General features: G+C 62.1%; 18 protein-coding genes and 1 other RNA gene. 15 read left to right on the forward strand and 4 right to left on the reverse strand.

The genetic code is table 11. The features are described 5' to 3' along the window. Positions 1-11: 11 nt before the first annotated feature. Positions 12-369, reverse strand: a transfer-messenger RNA (tmRNA) gene (gene ssrA / locus AC0L14_RS14865). 169 nt (positions 370-538) lie between these two features. On the opposite strand from ssrA, the gene AC0L14_RS14870 reads away from it, so the two are divergent. The 6 genes from AC0L14_RS14870 to AC0L14_RS14895 all read left to right on the forward strand — a co-directional run bounded on the left by AC0L14_RS14870 (position 539) and on the right by AC0L14_RS14895 (position 5,167). After that, positions 539-850 carry a DUF2853 family protein gene (locus tag AC0L14_RS14870; RefSeq protein ID WP_473485288.1) on the forward strand — a complete coding sequence of 104 codons (312 nt, stop codon included), beginning with the start codon at positions 539-541 and terminating at the stop codon, positions 848-850. Positions 851-1,022: 172 nt separating this feature from the next. Beyond that, positions 1,023-1,817: a thymidylate synthase gene (locus tag AC0L14_RS14875; protein WP_473749954.1), complete on the forward strand. Its 795-nt coding sequence runs from the start codon at positions 1,023-1,025 to the stop codon at positions 1,815-1,817. Positions 1,818-2,111: 294 nt separating this feature from the next. Continuing rightward, positions 2,112-2,909, forward strand: a complete 798-nt coding sequence (modA, locus tag AC0L14_RS14880) for a molybdate ABC transporter substrate-binding protein (RefSeq protein WP_473485289.1) — start codon at positions 2,112-2,114, stop codon at positions 2,907-2,909. A 13-nt stretch (positions 2,910-2,922) separates the two neighbouring features. Beyond that, positions 2,923-3,627, forward strand: coding sequence for a molybdate ABC transporter permease subunit (gene modB / locus AC0L14_RS14885; protein WP_123151922.1), 705 nt, complete (start codon positions 2,923-2,925; stop codon positions 3,625-3,627). Next, positions 3,624-4,736, forward strand: coding sequence for a molybdenum ABC transporter ATP-binding protein (gene modC / locus AC0L14_RS14890; protein ID WP_473526606.1), 1,113 nt, complete (start codon positions 3,624-3,626; stop codon positions 4,734-4,736). The genes modB and modC overlap by 4 nt, the downstream gene beginning before the upstream one ends. 89 nt (positions 4,737-4,825) lie before the next feature. Continuing rightward, positions 4,826-5,167, forward strand: a complete 342-nt coding sequence (locus tag AC0L14_RS14895; RefSeq protein ID WP_095494709.1) for a winged helix-turn-helix domain-containing protein — start codon at positions 4,826-4,828, stop codon at positions 5,165-5,167. A gap of 129 nt (positions 5,168-5,296) precedes the next feature. Here the strand turns inward: AC0L14_RS14895 and cobF are convergent, their stop codons facing one another. Then, entirely contained in the window at positions 5,297-6,070 is a 774-nt protein-coding gene (gene cobF / locus AC0L14_RS14900) for a precorrin-6A synthase (deacetylating) (RefSeq protein WP_473485291.1), read from the reverse strand. Between the two features lie 269 nt (positions 6,071-6,339). Between cobF and AC0L14_RS14905 the strand changes: the two genes are divergently transcribed. From AC0L14_RS14905 to AC0L14_RS14940, 8 genes are all read left to right on the forward strand, one after another. Beyond that, the gene (locus tag AC0L14_RS14905; RefSeq protein ID WP_473526607.1) at positions 6,340-7,353 is read left to right on the forward strand and encodes a DUF4424 domain-containing protein; all 1,014 of its coding nucleotides are present in this window, start codon (positions 6,340-6,342) and stop codon (positions 7,351-7,353) included. Beyond that, a complete protein-coding gene (locus tag AC0L14_RS14910) occupies positions 7,353-7,871 on the forward strand; it encodes a dihydrofolate reductase (protein ID WP_473526608.1) in 519 nt (172 codons plus the stop codon). The genes AC0L14_RS14905 and AC0L14_RS14910 overlap by 1 nt, the downstream gene beginning before the upstream one ends. A 147-nt stretch (positions 7,872-8,018) precedes the next feature. Continuing rightward, the gene (gene hflK, locus AC0L14_RS14915) at positions 8,019-9,119 is read left to right on the forward strand and encodes an FtsH protease activity modulator HflK (protein WP_123151917.1); all 1,101 of its coding nucleotides are present in this window, start codon (positions 8,019-8,021) and stop codon (positions 9,117-9,119) included. Further along, the gene (gene hflC / locus AC0L14_RS14920) at positions 9,119-10,063 is read left to right on the forward strand and encodes a protease modulator HflC (RefSeq protein WP_473485295.1); all 945 of its coding nucleotides are present in this window, start codon (positions 9,119-9,121) and stop codon (positions 10,061-10,063) included. The genes hflK and hflC overlap by 1 nt, the downstream gene beginning before the upstream one ends. Before the next feature lie 6 nt (positions 10,064-10,069). After that, entirely contained in the window at positions 10,070-10,258 is a 189-nt protein-coding gene (locus AC0L14_RS14925) for a DUF2065 domain-containing protein (protein WP_473749955.1), read from the forward strand. A 142-nt stretch (positions 10,259-10,400) separates the two neighbouring features. Then, positions 10,401-11,915 (forward strand): DegQ family serine endoprotease, encoded by a 1,515-nt coding sequence (locus tag AC0L14_RS14930; protein WP_473749956.1) that lies wholly within the window; start codon positions 10,401-10,403, stop codon positions 11,913-11,915. Between the two features lie 56 nt (positions 11,916-11,971). Next, positions 11,972-12,397: a putative toxin-antitoxin system toxin component, PIN family gene (locus tag AC0L14_RS14935; protein WP_473749957.1), complete on the forward strand. Its 426-nt coding sequence runs from the start codon at positions 11,972-11,974 to the stop codon at positions 12,395-12,397. Beyond that, the gene (locus AC0L14_RS14940) at positions 12,394-12,654 is read left to right on the forward strand and encodes a type II toxin-antitoxin system HicB family antitoxin (protein ID WP_192355700.1); all 261 of its coding nucleotides are present in this window, start codon (positions 12,394-12,396) and stop codon (positions 12,652-12,654) included. Before AC0L14_RS14935 ends, AC0L14_RS14940 begins: the two co-directional genes overlap by 4 nt. Here the strand turns inward: AC0L14_RS14940 and AC0L14_RS14945 are convergent, their stop codons facing one another. Further along, positions 12,655-13,218, reverse strand: coding sequence for a GNAT family N-acetyltransferase (locus AC0L14_RS14945; RefSeq protein WP_473749958.1), 564 nt, complete (start codon positions 13,216-13,218; stop codon positions 12,655-12,657). After that, positions 13,215-14,102: a phosphoserine phosphatase SerB gene (gene serB / locus AC0L14_RS14950; RefSeq protein WP_473526611.1), complete on the reverse strand. Its 888-nt coding sequence runs from the start codon at positions 14,100-14,102 to the stop codon at positions 13,215-13,217. Before serB ends, AC0L14_RS14945 begins: the two co-directional genes overlap by 4 nt. On the opposite strand from serB, the gene miaA reads away from it, so the two are divergent. Then, positions 14,092-15,060, forward strand: a complete 969-nt coding sequence (miaA, locus tag AC0L14_RS14955; RefSeq protein WP_473749991.1) for a tRNA (adenosine(37)-N6)-dimethylallyltransferase MiaA — start codon at positions 14,092-14,094, stop codon at positions 15,058-15,060. The genes serB and miaA overlap by 11 nt on opposite strands. Positions 15,061-15,066: the final 6 nt, after the last annotated feature.

The following is a 15,066-nucleotide window of genomic DNA, read 5'->3' on the forward strand; positions in this document are numbered from 1 at the left end:
CGAAGTGAAGAAGTGGAGGTTTCTGTTGCCAGGTACCTCCGAACCCCGCCTAGAAGTGCGAACCACTAGGGCTTGAATTGAAGCTATCGCACCGCTTACGCGGCGAGACGTGCTTCCGCATAGTTGTCGTTGGCAACTATAAGTTTAGCCCGATAACGGTGGTACAATGCCGGGCAAAAGTACGATCTTTACACCTTCGTCGATCCTATTTCGCCCCCAGCAAAAGCCGCTCTTCGATAAAGCGGTTTTTGGTGGAGGCGCCGGGTACCGCCCCCGGGTCCGAACGGCTTATTTCATCGCCTGTTTATCACCATAGTCGGTCGAGCCGACGAAACAGATATAGGGACCGATCGTGGAAAATGAAAGGCCTCAATTGATGCCTTGTCGTTGTGTCAAACAGCCTCGGGAAGGCTTGACTTGTCAACGGTCTCAACCGAAGCTTGCGGCGGTGAGGAGTTACCGACTTAGCGTACATTTTGCGGCAGCGCGCCACGACCCTCATCGACCCGATCCCGTGGCGCCGACGAGGGGAATTTTGATGGCCGACTATCTCGCAGACGTGAAGAAATACGACGCCGCGGCAGATGCCGACGCGGTCGCCAAGATCGTGAAACATTTGGGCATTGCGCTCAGGAATCGAGATTCCTCGCTGGTGTCCTGCACGGACCCCAAGGAACTCGATCGCGTCAAAACCAACTGGGTTGCCAAAAAGCTCGGCATCGACGACGGCAGCAAGGCGGACGCGGCCATCGAAAAGACTTGTAAGGCGATGGAAGCCGACAACACCAAGAGCCGCGTGACGTTCTATTACCTGGTCGCCAAGGATCTGGGTAAGCTCGCCAGCCTCTGACAATCGTCCTGCATCAGGCATCCTGCATCAGCGGAACGCTGGCACGATTTCCGCGCCGGCCCACAATGTAGTCGCCTGTGGGAACATTCTGCACTTTGACATGTTCGGCCGGCAGCCAGTCGGTTATGATGGCCGGTAACCCGAATCGAGCCCCCGAATCGAGCAGAAGCCGATGCGCCAGTATCTCGACCTCTTAAAGCACGTGCTGGAAAACGGCGCCGATCGCGGCGACCGCACCGGCACCGGAACGCGCTCGGTGTTCGGCTACCAGATGCGCTTCGACCTGGCGCGCGGCTTTCCGGTCACCACCACCAAGAAGCTTCACCTGAAGTCGATCGTGCATGAACTTCTGTGGTTCCTGGCCGGCGACACTAATATCAAATATCTCAACGATCACGGCGTCTCGATCTGGGACGAATGGGCCGACGAGAATGGCGACCTCGGCCCGGTCTATGGCAAGCAATGGCGCTCCTGGCCGGACGGCCATGGCGGCGCCATCGACCAGATTGCCAATCTCTTGAAGGAGATACGCAAGAATCCTAATTCCCGACGGCTGATCGTTTCGGCGTGGAACCCGGCCGAAGTGGAAGCCATGGCGCTGCCACCCTGTCATTGCCTGTTCCAGTTCTATGTCTCGGAGGGCAGGCTTTCCTGCCAGCTTTACCAGCGTTCCGCCGATATCTTTCTCGGCGTGCCGTTCAACATCGCTTCCTATGCGCTGCTCACCTTGATGGTGGCGCAGGTGACGGGGTTGAAGCCCGGCGATTTCGTCCATACGCTGGGCGATGCGCATCTTTACGCGAACCATTTCGAGCAGGCGCGCGAACAGTTGCGGCGCACGCCCAAGGCGCTGCCGACGCTATGGATCAATCCGGAGGTGAAGGACCTCTTTGCCTTCCGGTTCGAAGATTTCCGGCTGGAAAACTACCTCGCCGATGCGATGATCAAGGCGCCCATCGCGGTGTGAGCCGCAAACATCGCGCTTCTACTTTACCCTTTCTCGAAATCGCTCGGTGGCGGTGCTGGGTCGTCCGCCGCGAGTACCGTATCCGATGCTTAGATCCATTTCGGCTTGCAACGTTGCGCTGTATGCACTGCTATTTATCGTGAGCGGTGGCGGCAACACGCATGCCATTAGCGGACCATTGGCTGGGCCATTGTTCGGCTGAGTCTGGCAAAAAGCCTTCCTTTGTTATATTCAGGCGGATATATCGACTAGCAGGGTCGCGCCGATCGGATTTTCAAGCCCCTGGAGAGCGTCATGCTGGTGCGCAAGCGTTTCGGATTGAAAGCGGCCGCCATTGGCGGTCTCGCGACGATGTTGATCGCTGCTGTGCCGGCTGCCCACGCGGATGACAGGTTGATCGTCTTCGCCGCGGCAAGCATGAAGAACGCACTGGATGCCGTGAACACCGCCTGCGAGGCCGATGTCGGCGAGGCGGCGATCATTTCCTATGCGGCAAGCTCTGCATTGGCCAAGCAGCTCGAGGGCGGCGCGCCAGCCGATGTCTTCATCTCAGCCGACCTCGACTGGATGAAATATCTGTCCGACAAGAAGCTGACCAAGCCGGATACCGAAGCGAAGTTGCTCGGCAACCAGATCGTGCTGGTGGCGCCGAAGGATTCGTCGGTCGAAACCAGGATCGAAAAGGGTTTTGATCTTGCTGGGCTGATCGGCGATGGCAGGCTTGCCATGGGCGATTTCAAAGCGGTGCCGGCCGGCAAATATGGCAAGGCCGCACTTGAATCGCTCGGCGTGTGGTCCTCGATCGAAGGCAAGGTGGCACAGGCCGAGAACGTGCGCGCAGCGCTCAAGCTGGTTTCATCAGGCGAAGCAGCGCTCGGCATCGTCTACGCCACCGACGCGCACGCCGAGCCCGGCGTCAAAGTGATCGGCACCTTCCCGGAGGATTCGCACCCGTCGATCGTCTACCCGGTTGCCGAGATGGCGGATTCCAAGGACAAGGATGCGCCGGCATTCCTGGAATGCCTGCAATCCGCCAAGGCAGACGAGGTCTTCAAGGCGCAAGGTTTTACGGTCCTTACGCCGAGCAACTGAGGCACACCAAAAGATGAATTGGTTGCTGGACCTCACTCCCGACGAATGGAATGCGGTCCGGCTGTCCGTCAAGGTGGCGACCGTGGCGATGATCGCCAGCCTGCCGCCCGGCATATTGATCGCGCTTGTGCTGGCCCGTGGCCAATTCTGGGGCAAAACGCTGCTCAACGGGCTGGTGCATCTGCCGTTGATCCTGCCGCCGGTGGTTGTCGGCTATCTGCTGCTGCTCTCCTTCGGCAGGCGCGGCCCGGCCGGAGCCTTTCTGGCCGAGCATTTCGGCATTGTCTTCTCCTTTCGCTGGACGGGTGCCGCATTGGCCTGCGCTGTCATGGGCTTTCCCTTGATGGTGCGGGCGATCCGGCTGTCGATCGAGGCGGTCGATCGCAGATTCGAGGCGGCGGCCGGGACGCTTGGCGCCAATCCGCTGTGGGTGTTCGGGACAATCACGCTGCCGCTGATCCTGCCCGGCCTGATTACCGGCGCGATCTTGTCTTTCGCCAAGGCGATGGGCGAATTCGGCGCAACGATCACCTTCGTTTCCAACATCCCAAACGAGACGCAGACGCTGCCGTCGGCGGTCTACACGTTCACGCAGGTGCCGGGCGGCGATGCCGAAGCGCTCAGGCTGACGCTGATCTCGATCGTCATCTCGATGGCAGCACTTGTCGCGTCGGAGGTGCTGGCGCGGCGCGTCGGCAAGCGGATGGACATCGAATGACGGTCGTAATCGATATCAGCCATCGGCTTGGAGATTTGGGGCTCGACGTCCGCTTCGGGAGCGCTGGGCGGCTGACCGCGCTGTTCGGGCCCTCGGGCTCCGGCAAGACGACGCTGATCAACATGATTGCCGGATTGATCCGGCCCGAGAAGGGGCGGATCGAGGCCGACGGCCGCGTGCTGGTCGATACAGATGCGGGCCTGTTCGTGCCGAAGCACAAGCGCCGCATCGGCATGGTATTTCAGGACGCGCGGCTGTTTCCGCATATGAGCGTGGCCAGCAATCTGCGCTACGGCCGCTGGTTCACGCCGACGGCGGAACGCTACGCCGACATCAATGCCGTGGTCGACCTGCTCGGCATCGGTCCTTTGCTCGACCGGCGGCCGGCAAAGCTTTCCGGCGGCGAGAAACAGCGCGTGGCGATCGGCCGGGCGCTGCTCGCCAGTCCAAGATTGTTGCTGATGGACGAGCCGCTGGCTTCGCTCGACGACGCCCGCAAGGCAGAAATCCTGCCTTACATCGAGCGGCTGCGCGACGAGACGAAAATCCCGATCGTCTATGTCAGTCATTCAATCTCGGAAGTGGCGCGGCTGGCAAGCGACGTCGTTGTGCTGGCGCAAGGCAAAGTCGCCGCTTGCGGCCCGACCGGGGCGATCATGCAGCGGCTCGACCTGTTGCCGGCGGAAGAGCGCGGGGAGGGTGGCGCGGTGCTGGACACCGCGGTGCTGCGCCACGACGAAGTCTTTGGCATGACCGTGCTTGGCTCGGCGGCGGGCGAGATCCGCGTGCCGCTTCTGGCAATGCCGGTCGGTGCGCCGGTGCGCATCCGCATCCGTGCCCGCGATGTGATGATCGCCACCGACAAGCCGACGGGTCTCAGCGCGCTCAACATCCTGCCGGGCACGATCGTGGCGATAGAGCCGGGTGAAGGGCCTACGGTCGAGATCGGCATAGACTGCAATGGCGCAACCGTGCTTGCCCGGGTCACCAAGCAATCGCGACAGACGCTGAAACTCCGGCCCGGCCGAAACGTCTACGCGGTGGTCAAGACGGTAAGCTTCGACCGGGCGAACACGAGCGCCGGCCTGCCTGTCGAGGCGGATGGATGACCGGCGGATGATTGTCGCTATATTAATTTAGAATAGCGGTATCGCCGGAGAGCTTCTAGGATGGATGTGGCGTGACTGCGGAGGAGCAAATGCCGTCGCTGAGCTTGCGGATAAACCTCGATCCAGAAGGGCGCATCGGGCCGGGCAAGATCGAGCTTCTGGAGCAGATCGCCGCCTTCGGTTCGATCTCGGCTGCGGCGCGCGGCATGGAAATGTCCTACAAACACGCCTGGGATCTCGTCGAGGACATGAACCGGGTGTTCGGCAAGCCGCTGGTCGCGGCGCAGACCGGAGGGAAAAAGGGCGGCGGCGCCCAGTTGACTCCGGTGGGGCTTGCAGTGGTCAGCCGCTTTCGCGCCATCGAACGGGCCGCGGCTTCCGCGGCTGCGACGCACATGGAAGCATTGCAGGCGGAGATCGATGCTGGGTGAGGTCGGTGGAATCTGTACCGGCCGAGCCTAAAGCGCGTCGCATTTGAACGGATTCATGCGACGCGCTTTAGGTTCTTTTTTATGCATGTCGTTATCGCAAAACCGCTGCGCACTTTAGCGCGACATGCATTACTCCTCTGGCTCGCCGGGCTTGCGCAGCAGATAAGTGTCCATGATCCAGCCCTTTTTCCGCCGGGCTTCGTCGCGGGTCTTTACGATCTCGTCGCCGACATCGCCGAGGCGACCGGAAATGAGAATCTCGTCGGGCGTGCCGAGATAGGCGCCCCAGTGGATGACGAGGTCCTTGTCGTCCAGCCTGTTGAATGCGCATTTACCGTCCAGCATGACGACGGTGCTGCCGGCATTGTCGGGCAAACCTTCCTCGGTAAGCCGGCGGCCGGTGGTGATCTGAATTGCGTCGCCGATGCGGTTCAGCGCCATCTTATGGCCGGCGGCGAGCGCCTGGACGGCAGTGATGCCGGGGATCACCTCGAGCTCGAACTCGACATTGCCTCTCATGCGCACAAGCTCCAGGATGCGCAGCGCGCTGTCGTAGAGCGAGGGATCGCCCCAGATCAGGAAGGCGCCGCAGCCATCTTGCGAAAGCTCGTCGCGGATCAGGCTTTCATAGATCGCGGCGATCGCCTCGTGCCAGTCATCGACGGTCGAGCGGTAGGAGGGCGCCGGCTCGGCCCGCACCGGCACGTCGAATTCGACAAGGCGCGAGCCTGGATTGGTGACGAAGCGGTCGCAGATCTGGCGGCGCAGTTCTGCAAGATCGTTCTTTTTCGCGCCCTTGTCGGGAATGAACAGCACGTCGGCGCGGTTCAAGCCGCCGATGGCCTGCACGGTCATGTGGTCGGGATTGCCGGCGCCGATGCCGATGACGAGAAGCTTGCGCATGGGCGAACTCCTGCCCGATCGGAACGTCGCTGTCCAGACAAGCCTGGCACGGTGATGGCACGGTGGTCATGGCTTGTGCGCAAGCGCCGACGAGTGCACGGAAGGGCTTTGAAATGCCACGTTGAAACGGCTAGAGCGACGTGCGGCCAATCGGGCGCACAAAGTACGCTCTAACACCTTTAATCCCAGCATCGTGCTTTTCGAAAATCGATTCCGATTGTCGGGCTGGTGCGATAGAGTCATACCGGCATCTCGCCAAAGGAGCTTCCATGTTCCGTTATGTTTTGACCGCCGCGCTGGCGCTCTCGGCCACGCCCGTATTCGCCAATGATTCGATCGCCGAATTGGGAACGGGCGGTCTGATCCTGTCGCGCAGCGACGCGGTCGCCATGGAGAGTGAGGACCTCTACATCTCGCCGGAAAAGGTGATGGTCGACTACGTTTTCCGAAACAACACCGACAAGGATGTCGACGCGATCGTCGCCTTTCCGATGCCCGACATCGAAGGCGATCCGAACGAGATGCCGGCGATCCCCGACGGCCAGAGCGACAATTTCCTCGGCTTCGAGGTGACGATCGACGGCGTGGCGGCAAAACCGCAGCTCGAGCAGAAGGCGTTTGCGCTCGGCATCGACATCAGCGCCGATTTGAAGGCGCAAAACGTGCCGTTCTACCCGTTCGGCGACGCGGCCAGGGCGGCATTGGCAAAGCTGCCGCAAGCGGTTGCCGACGACTGGATCGATCGCGGCCTCATCATCGAGGACACCGCCGACGACGGTTCAGGCATGAAGACCGTCTATGTGCCGTTTTGGCAATTGCGCTCGACCTACTGGTGGCGCGCGACGTTTCCAGCCAACAGCGCAGTCCACGTCGCCCACAGCTACAAGCCGAGCGTCGGCGGCACGTCCTCGGTCAGCTTCTTCTATGACGGCCAGTTCCAGGGCCAATACGCCGCCTACAAGACCCGTTACTGCATGGACGGCACGTTCGAGAATGCGATCCGCAAGGCGGCGAAGGGCAATCCCGACGGCACCCCGAGATACTTCGAAAACCGCATCGCCTATATCCTGACCACTGGCGGCAACTGGGCGACGGGCTCCATCGGCAAGTTCAAGCTGACCGTCGACAAGGGCCATCCGAAAAACCTGGTCTCGTTCTGTGGCGAAAACGTCAGGAAAGTCGGGCCGACGCGTTTCGAGATGACGGCAGAAAATTTCTACCCTGAGCACGACATCGACATATTGCTGCTGGCGCCTTCGGGCGATGGCGGGAGCGGCGGCTGATGGACGTCGCGATCTATGTCGCCATCGCCGAAAACGGCGTGATCGGGCGCGATGGCGGCTTGCCGTGGCGGCTTTCCAGCGATCTCAAGCGGTTCAAGGCCGACACGATGGGCAAACCTATCATCATGGGTCGCAAGACCTATGAAGGCATCGGCCGGCCGCTGCCGGGCAGGCTCAACATCGTGGTGACCCGCAACAAGGCCTGGCGCGCCGAGGGCGTCGAAATCGTGCATTCGCTCGACGAGGCGATCAGTCTGGCGAAGGTGCGCGGGCGCTGCATGGCCGGCGCCGACGAAATCTGCATCATCGGCGGCGGTGAGATCTATGCCCAGGCGCTGCCGCTGGCCGACCGCTTGCATGTCACCCATATCCTTGCCGCGGTCGACGGCGACGCGCATTTCCCGCCGATCGACCCGGATTTGTGGCACATTGTCCGCACGCAGGACGTTCCGGCCGGTGAAAAGGATAGTCATGCGACACGCTATTCAGTTTACGAGCGACGCCGCGACGTGCATTGAGAGGCGATAAAGGATCGCGGCGGTCCAAAACGGGCGGTGACGACGACCGATTACGTTGAAAGCGTGCCCTCGCATCCCTATAGAAGACACATTGGATTTTGCGCTGTTGAAACGGCGCTTGAGGGAATTCCAAGCGAAAGGACATTCATGCCCTGGAATGACAAAAGCGGCGGTGGCGGTCCATGGGGCGGCGGCAACAATCCAGGACCCTGGGGGCAGGGACCGAAGGGGCCTGGCGGTCCGCAGGGCTCGCCTCCCGATCTCGAAGATATCATCCGGCGCGGCCAGGACAGGTTGCGGCGCGCGTTGCCAGGTGGCGGTGGCGCCAGCCCAGCCGTGTTCGGGCTGATCGCGGCGGCGCTTGTCGTGCTGTGGGCGTTCAAGGCGGTCTATACCGTGCAGCCCGACGAGGTTGCGGTCGAACTCAGGTTCGGCGTGCCAAAGGCGGAGTTCTCGCAGCCAGGCCTGCATTTCCATTGGTGGCCCATCGAGACGGTCGAGACGGCCAACATTGCCGAACAACTCGTCAACATCGGCGGCGGCACGGCCTCCGGCAACGGTTCAGGGCTGATGCTTTCGGGCGACCAGAACATCGTCAACGTCCAGTTCTCCGTGGCCTATCAGGTCTCCGATCCAAGGGCCTATCTGTTCGACGTGTCCGATCCCGACGGCATGCTGCGGCAGGTCGCCGAAAGCGCCATGCGCGAAGCGGTCGGTCGGCGGCCGGCGCAGGACATCTTCCGCGATGATCGCGAGGGCATTGCGGCGTCCGTGCGCGAAATCATCCAGACGACGCTGGACGGCTATCAGGCCGGCCTGAACGTCAACGCGATTTCGATCGAGGATGCCGCACCGCCGCGCGAAGTGGCCGACGCGTTCGACGAGGTGCAGCGCGCCGAACAGGACGAGGACAAGTTCGTCGAGCAGGCCAACCAGTACTCCAACCAGAAGCTCGGCCAGGCGCGCGGCGAGGCCGCACAGATCCGCGAGGAGGCGGCCGGCTACAAGAACCGGGTCGTGCAGGAGGCCGAAGGCGAGGCGCAGCGCTTCATCTCGGTCTATGACGAATACGCCAAGGCGCCGGATGTGACGCGCCAGCGGCTTTATCTGGAAACGATGGAGAGGGTTCTGAAGGATTCCAGCAAGGTCATTATCGAGCAAGGCAGCGGACCAGGGGTCGTTCCCTATCTGCCGCTGCCTGCACTGCAGCAGAAGGCGCCGGCGCCGGTCCTCGGAGGAACCCAGTGATGGCCAACCGTCTTCCCATCATCGCCGTCATCGCTGCGGTTATCCTGTTCCTGCTCTATTCATCGGTCTTCGTTGTCAATGCGCGCCAGCAGGCGCTGGTGCTCAGGTTCGGCGAAATCGTAGACGTCAAGAGCCAGCCGGGCATCTATTTCAAGGCGCCGTTCGCCTTCTTCGACGCCGACAGCGTGCAGTTGATCGAAAACAGGGTGCTGCGCTTCGACCTCGACAACATCCGCGTCCAGGTTTCAGGCGGCAAGTTCTATGAGGTCGACGCCTTCATCGCTTATCGGATCTCCGATCCGCGCGTGTTCCGCTCCGCGGTATCCGGCCAGATCGAACTGGCCGAGGCACGGTTGAGGACGCGTCTCGACGCCGCCTTGCGTCGGGTTTACGGTTTGCGCGACTTCGAGGCGGCGCTCTCGGAAGAGCGAGCCGTGATGATGCGTGAAGTGCGCGACCAGCTAAGGCCCGACGCCACGTCGCTCGGCCTGCAGATCGAGGATGTCCGCATTCGCCGAACCGATTTGACGGCGGAAGTCTCGCAACAGACATATGATCGCATGAAGGCTGAGCGTCTGGCCGAAGCCGAGCGGCTGAGGGCGCGCGGCAACGAGGCGGCGCAACGCATCAGGGCGCGCGCCGACCGCGAAGTGGTGGAGATCGTCGCCGAGGCACGGAGAGAATCTGAAATCCTGCGCGGTGAAGGCGAAGCTCAACGCAGCGCCACCTTCGCGAATGCCTACCAGCGCGATCCAGCCTTCTTCGACTTTTACCGGTCAATGAATGCCTACGGCACGGCGCTGGACAATACCGGGACGACGATGGTGCTGTCGCCGAATTCGGAATTCTTCCGTTTCTTCCGCAATCCCGCCGGCGCGGCTGCGCCGGCAGCGCCGCCCGCAGCACCTGCTGCACCGGCAGCGCAGCCAGGCACCGGCCAGTAACGACCGGTGCAGGATTTTCTGGCGGCAATAGGCTTGGTGCTCGTGATAGAGGGCCTGGTCTATGGCGGCTTTCCCGGCCTCGCCAAGAAACTTGCCGGGGAAGTTCTGTCGATGCCGGAGAATGCGTTGCGGGTCGCCGGGCTGATTGCCATCGCCGTTGGCGTCGGCATCGTCTGGCTGGTGCGGAGTGGATGACGGTTTATGATTTCGGGATAACGGAGGTTTTATCCTCCGCCGATAGCCATAGCCGCAAACGTGCCGTATTTCTTGCCAACATGGTTCGACGCAGCGTTTTCGGCGAGCGCTTTTCTTCTCAGAGACACCGGGAGACTTCTCGATGACATCCAACAGGTTTTTGCGCGCGGCGAGGCGGACGTTCACCGCGGGTGCTGCAGCACTTCTTATCGGCGCCGCTACCGTCCCGTCGCTGGTGACGCCTGCGGCCGCCGCCGACGGCCCGGCTTCGGTCGCCGATCTCGCGCAGGGCCTGCTCGGCGCCGTGGTCAACATATCGACCTCGCAGAGGGTGAAGGGCACGGAAGGCCCGGGCGCGGTACCGATGCCGCAGCTTCCGGAGGGCTCGCCCTTCCAGGATTTCTTCGACGATTTCTTCAAGAACCGTCCCGGCGAACAGGGCAACCCCTCGCAAAAGGTGCAGTCGCTGGGCTCCGGCTTCGTGGTCGACGCCGAGCAGGGCATCGTGGTGACGAATAATCACGTGATCGCCGATGCCGACGACATCGAGGTGAATTTCTCCGACGGCGTGACGCTGAAGGCGACGCTGGTCGGCACAGACACCAAGACCGACGTGGCGGTGCTGAAGGTCGATCCAAAAGGGCACAAACTGACGGCGGTGAAATTCGGCGATTCCAGCAAGATGCGCGTCGGTGACTGGGTGATGGCGATCGGCAATCCGTTCGGCCTCGGCGGCACCGTGACGGTCGGCATCGTCTCGGCCCGCAACCGCGACATCAATTCCGGTCCCTATGACGACTTCATCCAGACCGACGCCGCGATCAACCGCGGCAATTCCGGCGGGCCGCTGTTCAACAGCGACGGCGAGGTGATCGGCATCAACACGGCGATCATCTCGCCGTCCGGCGGCTCGATCGGCATCGGCTTTTCCATTCCCTCGCAGCTTGCGTTGGGCGTCGTCGACCAACTCCGCCAGTTCGGCGAGACGCGGCGCGGCTGGCTCGGCGTGCGCATCCAGCCGGTGACGGACGACATTGCCGAAAGCCTCGGCATGGCCACCGCTAAGGGCGCGCTGGTCGCCGGCGTCATCAAGGGCGGGCCTGTCGACAACGGCACCATCCTGGCGGGCGACGTCATCATCAAGTTCGACGGCAGGGACGTCAATGAAATGCGCGACCTGCCGCGCGTTGTCGCGGAGAGCACGGTCGGCAAGGCTGTCGACGTGGTCATCGTGCGCAAGGGCGTCGAGCAGACAGTGAAGGTGACGCTCGGCCGGCTCGAAGATGGCGAAAAGCTTGCCAGCGGCGAGAACGGCAACACCGAAAAGGACAATGGCGACGAGGCGCCTGCCGTTCCGACGGCTTCCGTGCTCGGCATGACCGTTGGCGAGCTCAACGATGAGACGCGGACGAAATTCGGCATCGCCGCCGAAGTCTCCGGCGTGGTCATCACCGAAGTCGCCAAGGATTCGGCCGCCGCCGAACGCGGCATCCAGGCCGGCGAGGTGATCACCGAAATCGCGCAGGAATCGGTCGCCACGCCCAAGGATGTCATGGACCGGATTGCTGCGTTGAAGGAGCAGGGACGCAAGAACGCGCTGCTGATGCTGGCGTCGAAGACCGGCGAATTGCGTTTTGTGACGATCCGGATGGACTGAGTCTGGTAATTTCACAGGCACGTTGAAACATCCCATGGGATGTACTATTTTGACCTGTGAAGCGGATCGTACTGGACACAAACGTTCTGACCGCAGGTCTGCGCAGCAGGAATGGTGCGTCATTTGCCGTTTTGCAGTTGGTCGCAAATCGACAGCTTCGCCCATTGGTGACAACAGCACTGTTTCTTGAATACGAAACCGTGCTGACCCGCCCTGAGCAAAGGGCAATTCACGGATTGTCGTTTGCAGATATGGATCGTTTGCTGGCCGGCTTTGCTGTCTTGGCAGAACCGGTCGAACTGCACTTTCTCTGGCGCCCGCAATTGACTGATCCGAAGGATGAGATGGTGCTTGAGGCGGCGATCAATGGTCGGGCAGACGCATTGGTCACTCACAATCGCCGCGATTTTGTGACTGCGGCAGGCCGTTTTGAAGTTCCAGTCGTCAGTCCCGCCGAATTGTTGGAAGGATTTCGAACATGAGCAAGGCGACCTATCCGTTGAAACTTCCCTTGTCGATCAAGGAGGCGGCTGCACGTTTGGCAAAGGCTGATGGTGTGTCGCTGAACCAGTGGATCGCTTCGGCCGTGGCGCAAAAGGTTGGAGCCATGGAGACAGCGGCCGATTTCCTACGTCGACGGGCTGGTGATGCATCGGGCGATGATTTCGCGAAAGTGCTCGATCGGGTCGGCGTCAAACCGCCGCAACCCGGCGACGAGCTTCCGTTTGACAAGCACTGATCAGGGCCGGTTTGCTTGCCAATCCTTGCCTGTCAGCCTGTAGAAAACATGCCGCTTGAGCATGGCGTGGCTGTCCGGAATGCCGGGGTGGTCGAAATCGCTGGCCGGGTCGGCGGTCATGCCCAGGCGTTCCATGACGGCGGTGGACCGGCTGTTATCCTTGACGGCGAAGGAAACCATTTCCTTGAGGCCAAGCGTTTCGAAACCATAGGCGAGCCAGGCTTCGGCTGCCTCGGTGACATAGCCATGGCCCCAGAATTCGGGCGCCAGGCGCCAGCCTATCTCGACGGTGCCAGCCGGCAAGAAGGGCAAATGATCGGTTCGGGTTATGCCGACGAAGCCGATGCAATGGCCGGTGACTGCGATCTCGGCGGCTGTGAAGCCGAAACCGTCGCGGTCGATGACGGCGCGCAATTCATCCATCTTGGCGTCGGCCTGCGCGCGGTCGCGGCGAAACGGAAAGAATTCCATGACGCGCTCGTCGGAGTTGATGCGGTAGAAGAGCTCACGGTCGCGATCCTCCCAGTTGCGCAGGATCAGGCGCTCGGTGCGGATCGGCGTCACTCTACAAATTCCTCCCGCCGGTAGCCCTGCAGATAGAGAAGCGCGGTCAGGTCGCCATGGTCGATGCGGAATTTTGCCTCCGCCGCCACGACCTGCTTGGCATGAAGTGCCACACCGGCGCCGGCAAGGCGGATCATGTCGAGGTCGTTTGCGCCGTCGCCGACAGCAAGGGCCTCGGCGGTCGTCAGCCCGAGACGCGCCGAAATCTCGAGCAGCGCGTCGGCCTTGGCGGCACGCCCCAGGATCGGCTCGGCCACCAGCCCGGTGAAGCGACCGTCCTGCTCGATCAGGCGGTTGGCGCGGTTCTCCTGAAAGCCGAGCATGGCGGCGATGCGTGAGGTGAAGACGTCGAAGCCACCCGACACGAGTGCGGTCCATGCGCCGTCGGCCCGCATGGTCTGGACAAGCGCGCGGCCACCGGAAGCCAGCGTCAGGCGGTTGGTGATGACGCGGTCGACCACGGCAGTGTCGAGGCCTTTCAGCAGCGCCACCCGTTCGCGCAAGGCCGGCTCGAAAGCGATCTCGCCATTCATCGATCGCGCCGTGATGGCGGCGACGTAGTCCTTGACGCCGATCTCGTCGGCAAGCTCGTCGATGCACTCCTGGTCGATAACAGTCGAATCCATATCGGCGATGAGGATTTTCTTCCGCCTTCCCTCGGCCTGCTGGACAATCACGTCGACCGGTTCGGGTGCAAGCACGGCGCGCAGGCTGGCGGTCGTTTCAGCCGCTTCGGCCGCCTCGGGCAAAGCGAACTCGCAGGCGATGCCGTCGGCCAGCCAGCGAACGGTGCTTGCGCCGACCGACAGTGACACCATATTCGCAAGCGCCGGCGACAATGCGCGGCTGGCGGGATGGGACACAAGCGTGGCGATCAGCGGCATCGAAAATTCCGGCGGGCAGGCGGGCGAGGGCCGCGTTAAGAACGCGATCCTGATAGCCGGGCCGACCGCCAGCGGCAAGTCCGCCCTTGCGGTCGACCTCGCCGGACACAACGGCTGTGTCATCGTCAACGCCGATTCCATGCAAGGCTATTCGGTGCTCGACGTGCTGACGGCGCGGCCGACTGTTGCCGAACTCGCCCGCGTCCCGCATTTTCTCTACGGTCATGTCCATCCCTCCACCGCCTATTCCACCGGCGCCTGGCTGCGCGATGTGATGAAGCTCATCGACGAGGGCACGTTCTTCGAAAGGCCGGTGATTTTCGTCGGTGGTACCGGACTTTATTTCCGGGCGCTTGCGGAAGGCATTTCGGAAATGCCCGACATTCCGCAGTCGATCCGTGATCGCTGGCGCTACGAACTCCAGGAGCAGGGCGCGGCCAAGCTGCACCGCATCCTGCTGCGCGAGGATTCGGCAGCCGGTATGATGCTGAAGCCGACCGACGGCCAGCGCATCGTGCGAGCGCTGGAGGTGCTCGACGCGTCGGGCCGTTCTATCCTGGAATGGCAGGCGGCGCGCGGCCGCCCACTGATCGACAGGGCGAGCACGCGCTTCTTTGTGATCGAACCGGACCGAGCGGCACTGGTGGAGCGGATCGAGGCGCGGGTCGACCGCATGCTGGAGAAGGGTGCTCTCGACGAGGTCAGGCGGCTGACCGATCTTGGCCTCGATCCCGACTTGCCGGCGATGAAAGCGATCGGCGTTCGCGAACTGCAGGCCGCAATGGCCGGCGAGTTGAGTTTTGCCGAAGCGATCGAACGCGCGAAGATCGCGACGCGACAATACGCCAAGCGCCAGGCGACCTGGTTCAGGCATCAGTTGGGTCCGGAATGGCTGCGATTGCGCCCCGATGATCGTGCGGGATCCACGATCTCGGATATCCTTTCCAGTGCAACCTGAAAAGTT

It is taken from the genome of Mesorhizobium sp. WSM4841 (genome assembly GCF_055811515.1).

What these genes read in the sequence shown, in the direction of transcription:
- hflK (WP_123151917.1), top strand. Translation starts at nt 8,019, where the DNA reads ATGCCCTGGAATGACAAAAGCGGCGGTGGCGGTCCATGGGGCGGCGGC.
- modC (WP_473526606.1), top strand. Translation starts at nt 3,624, where the DNA reads ATGACGGTCGTAATCGATATCAGCCATCGGCTTGGAGATTTGGGGCTC.
- hflC (WP_473485295.1), top strand. Translation starts at nt 9,119, where the DNA reads ATGGCCAACCGTCTTCCCATCATCGCCGTCATCGCTGCGGTTATCCTG.
- AC0L14_RS14930 (WP_473749956.1), top strand. Translation starts at nt 10,401, where the DNA reads ATGACATCCAACAGGTTTTTGCGCGCGGCGAGGCGGACGTTCACCGCG.
- cobF (WP_473485291.1), bottom strand. Translation starts at nt 6,070, where the DNA reads ATGCGCAAGCTTCTCGTCATCGGCATCGGCGCCGGCAATCCCGACCAC.
- AC0L14_RS14875 (WP_473749954.1), top strand. Translation starts at nt 1,023, where the DNA reads ATGCGCCAGTATCTCGACCTCTTAAAGCACGTGCTGGAAAACGGCGCC.
- AC0L14_RS14940 (WP_192355700.1), top strand. Translation starts at nt 12,394, where the DNA reads ATGAGCAAGGCGACCTATCCGTTGAAACTTCCCTTGTCGATCAAGGAG.
- AC0L14_RS14910 (WP_473526608.1), top strand. Translation starts at nt 7,353, where the DNA reads ATGGACGTCGCGATCTATGTCGCCATCGCCGAAAACGGCGTGATCGGG.
- modA (WP_473485289.1), top strand. Translation starts at nt 2,112, where the DNA reads ATGCTGGTGCGCAAGCGTTTCGGATTGAAAGCGGCCGCCATTGGCGGT.
- AC0L14_RS14895 (WP_095494709.1), top strand. Translation starts at nt 4,826, where the DNA reads ATGCCGTCGCTGAGCTTGCGGATAAACCTCGATCCAGAAGGGCGCATC.
- serB (WP_473526611.1), bottom strand. Translation starts at nt 14,102, where the DNA reads ATGCCGCTGATCGCCACGCTTGTGTCCCATCCCGCCAGCCGCGCATTG.
- AC0L14_RS14905 (WP_473526607.1), top strand. Translation starts at nt 6,340, where the DNA reads ATGTTCCGTTATGTTTTGACCGCCGCGCTGGCGCTCTCGGCCACGCCC.
- modB (WP_123151922.1), top strand. Translation starts at nt 2,923, where the DNA reads ATGAATTGGTTGCTGGACCTCACTCCCGACGAATGGAATGCGGTCCGG.
- AC0L14_RS14870 (WP_473485288.1), top strand. Translation starts at nt 539, where the DNA reads ATGGCCGACTATCTCGCAGACGTGAAGAAATACGACGCCGCGGCAGAT.